The organism is Frateuria defendens, assembly GCF_001182895.1.
GTDB lineage: Bacteria > Pseudomonadota > Gammaproteobacteria > Xanthomonadales > Rhodanobacteraceae > Frateuria_B > Frateuria_B defendens.
In genome coordinates, this window is record NZ_LFQR01000052.1 from 1 (window position 1) to 3,784 (window position 3,784).

Sequence of the window (3,784 nt, forward strand, 5' to 3'; positions counted from 1 at the left end):
TACACCACCGGCACCAGCACCTCGTGGCCATCCACGTTCTGCTGCACCAGCCACACGATGTCCTGCGTGAGCGCGGCCACCTGCTCGGCCGTCACGTGGATGGCTTGTGCACTCCGCAGTTCCGCACCACCTACGCGGGCTAGCCCCAAACACCAAGTGGGACCATCAAGGATGCAAACGTGGATCGCATGGCTGGTCGGCTTATGGCGATGGCTGCTGGCATGGCGGCGCCAGCGCATCAGCATGCCCGCTTTCGTGCCACCTTCCCGCCAACGCTGCCGACCCAAACCGCCGTGGGTACGCCGCGAACTGATCCGGTTGCGCGCGTGGTCGCCCGACCTCGGCTGCCGCGTGCTGGCGGAGGTGTTCAACCGACGGCATGCAGAACGTGGCATGACAGTCGGCAAGTCCTACGTCGCGAACGTGCTACGACAGGCCACGACGGAGATCATCCGCCTGCGCCACGACGGCAAGCACCGTGTGCCTCGCCCCATGCCGACACATCGCGTGTGGGCGATGGACCTGACCGGCAAAGCCGATCTCAGCGGCCAGCAACACCTGATGCTCGGCCTGCTCGATCATGGCTCGCGCGCCTGTTTGCGGTTGAGTGCGCTGGCTGACAAGCGCAGCGTCACCATCCTGCGCGAGTGGGTGATCGCATGCCGACGCTTTGGTATTCCGCAACGCCTGCGCGTTGATTACGAAGCCTGTTTCAACAGTCGCCTGATGAAAACCACGCTCGCCCTGCTCGGCATCCGCCTGCAAACCACCGACCTGCACTGCCCCTGGCAGAACGGACGCATCGAGCGCTTCTTCGGCACGCTCAAGCACCATCTGGACAAGATCGCCATTACCGGCCAGGGCGAGTTGCGTACCAAGCTGGTTGAATTTCGGGCCTGGTACAACCATGCGCGCCCTCACCAGCACCTGCATGGAAGAACGCCTGCCGAGGCGTGGCGTGGCATCGCCAAAGCCACCGGGAAGCCTCGCTTCGTCAGCGTGTGGGAGGGACGGCTCACCAGGTGGTTCTTTCCGCCATAACGCGCCGGCGGAAGCACACCACCCACCGCAGCAAGTGAAGGACTGGACTGTCCACGGGCAGGCTGCGCGATGACGGCGCGAAACGGTGTCGAGGCGTGCCGAAAGCGCTGACTGCGGCACGTCACGACCGCTTCGCGGTGATTTTTGGCAACTCGATTTGTAAGGCGTTGTACAAAAATCACCCGAAATGCTGACGAAAGTGGCTGTGGACACGGCGGACGGGACAATGCGAATGCCTCCTCTCGCTGGAAACCGCCTCAAAAATCATCCGAAATTTCGCAAGAAAGGGCTATGGAAAGTATGGACGGGAAACCTCAATAAAACTCAACCCTGCAATCCGAAAGCAAAAATTCCCTGCCATCAGATATAACAATACCATTACCCTTGATCGATGCCGTTAGCAAACCCAACTCCTGCGCCCCCTGAGAGATCTGTTTGCGCCAACCATCAATGTCACCATGATAAGACATGGCATGAAACTTGAGCCCGTCCGGCAGATATATAGCACACCCCAACTCTGACGCCCCCCCCGCCTTGAGCAAGGGGGGGTTAATCCGCCGGGTAAGTCGCTGAAACTGAATGCGGGGCGCATCACCCCCATCATCAGAGAAGTAAACAACCTCTTGCCCGCCAACATCAACCGATCCCGGTATTACCCGATCACTCTTTCTCTCAATCGTCACACCAAGATCCTTTTCCAGCTTCCCCAACTCACTCATCACACTCACCTCAAGGCTTAGTCACAGGAGTAATCACAAATCGAAAATTTGTTATGCCCGCTTGATTGAACAACTGGGTGTAATAGGCTGCCAACTCGTAACTATTAGTATGGTAGATGACGCCGCCGTCAAAGCCCGCTGAATACTTCGCAGCCTGATCAATCATGGCCTGTTGCTCTGTAGCAGCCCATGGCTTCGCACCACTTGGGCTATCCGGATTACGCAATGACGTTGACCAATCATCAACATACTTTGCTTCGACAGCAGTCGACCTACCGTTGACAACCGTAACATCGTCTGCAACGCCCTCTACCCACTGACCATTGACCAGTGCCGTATAACCACGCTCTCCAAATGTGGCATTGCCATACATCCCGCGCACTGCAGTTTCATAGCTTTGGCCGAGATCAATTGGACGGACTCCACTAATAGTAACTGCGTCCGTTCTCGGTAACTCAGACACGAGATTAGAAGCATTTGCTTGACTGCCATTTGCCGCCCCTCCGACACCACGCCCAGAAAGATCGGTGTTTGCTGTTTGCTCACTCGGCAGTTCATTGGGCTGCCCTGACTTCGGCAACGCTGGCGGCTTGCCCGTCTCCACATTCGGGGTATCCCTCCCCACCTGCTCGACCGCCTCGGCCGCGTCCTTCAGGATCGTGGAACCCTTCAACACCCGGCCCCAGGGCAAAAAGCCCGCCGCCGCTTCCGTCACCTGTGCCGAGTTCGCCTGCTGGTTTCCGTACAGGTCATTGACCGCTTGCTGGGTCTGCCAATCCGCGTAGGACTTCGTGGTCGAAGCATACCAGCCACCTAGCGTTGCCGCCGGGTCCGCCGCCAGTTGCGTCAGGCTCTTCGCCCCTTGCGAGGCGGCATTCCCCGCAGCAAGACCCAGCTTGGCCAACCAGAGCGGATACGGCGTCGCGACACTGTCCGAGGCCACTGACCAGGTGCTCTTGGCCGTGTCAGCGCCGTAGTTGTAGAGCCCCTGCCCAACACCCATCAGCGTCCGGCCATCCGCCCCAGCCTGGGTCTGGCCCGAGGCCGCCCAAATGGCCGTCTTCGTCAGGTAGTCCCTATCGGCTGCCACCGCATACACGCCGGGGTCCGCTTTCTGCGCATCGCTGGCGTGGAAGAACGTCGTTCCATCCGGCAGGGCCGTGCTGATCACCTGCGAAGCGAGGAACGCCTGGGCGTCCGGATCGACCGGCCCCAGCTTCTGCGCCCACGTGTTGTCCACCTCGATCAGCAGTTCGCGCACCAGGGCTTTGTAGGCATCGCCCTCGCTCATGCCCGGGTGCTGGGTCGCGTATTGAGCCGCCAGCTTGCCTGCAAGGAGCTTGCTCTCCTCCGGATGCATCTGCCGGTTGAACTGCTGCCCTTGCAGCGCTGTGCCGGCACCCGCCCCACCCCCCACGGCCGCGCCGACCGAAGCACTCCCCAACTGCATCAGCGTGTCGAACAACTTCGATCCAGGCAGCACACTGTGATCGACCAGATAGTTCTCCATTGCCTGGCTGGCCTTCTCGCTGGCCGCCGCACCCAGTGCGCCCTGCAAGGCATTGCCGCCGCCCAGCGCCGCCGTCGCCGCGCCGACCAGGCCGTGCAGCAGGGCCTTGTTCACACCACCGTCGCTCCAGGCCACGCGCTCCTGATTCGTCGTGGCGTGATCGGCCATGTAGCCGGCGATATCGCCCGCCGCCCGCATCCCCACCTGCCCGGCCACACTCCCCAGCTCCTGCCGCTCCGCCACCTTCTTCGCATCGAAGGTGTTCTTCAGCGCCTGGCTGTCCAGCGTTGGGTTACGGTCGATGTCGCCCAGGTCCTGCCCCGGGTTGTTGCGGATCGTCACCGTGCCCTCGGCAATGCCCGAGCGCGTGTCGCTGCTGGCGTTGCCATGCTGCGGCGTCGCCAGGCTCAAGGCCGCGCCGATGCCCCCGGCGATGTTGCTCCCCATCGAGCTGCCGCCGCTCACGCTCACCTGGCTGGCCGAGTACTTCGATTCGTTGTGCACCGTCTCGGCC

The 3,784-nt window shown here is 61.4% G+C and carries 2 protein-coding genes and 1 pseudogene; 1 reads left to right on the plus strand and 2 read right to left on the minus strand.

What is annotated here, in order from left to right:
- Positions 1-171 precede the first annotated feature (171 nt).
- The gene (locus ACH65_RS18915; protein ID WP_161805606.1) at positions 172-1,041 is read left to right on the plus strand and encodes an integrase core domain-containing protein; all 870 of its coding nucleotides are present in this window, start codon (positions 172-174) and stop codon (positions 1,039-1,041) included.
- Between the two features lie 314 nt (positions 1,042-1,355).
- On the opposite strand, the gene ACH65_RS18920 is transcribed toward ACH65_RS18915, so the two are convergent.
- A complete protein-coding gene (locus ACH65_RS18920; protein ID WP_153242535.1) occupies positions 1,356-1,760 on the minus strand; it encodes a hypothetical protein in 405 nt (134 codons plus the stop codon).
- 10 nt (positions 1,761-1,770) lie between these two features.
- Positions 1,771-3,784: pseudogene (locus ACH65_RS20285) on the minus strand (hypothetical protein); the annotation flags it as partial.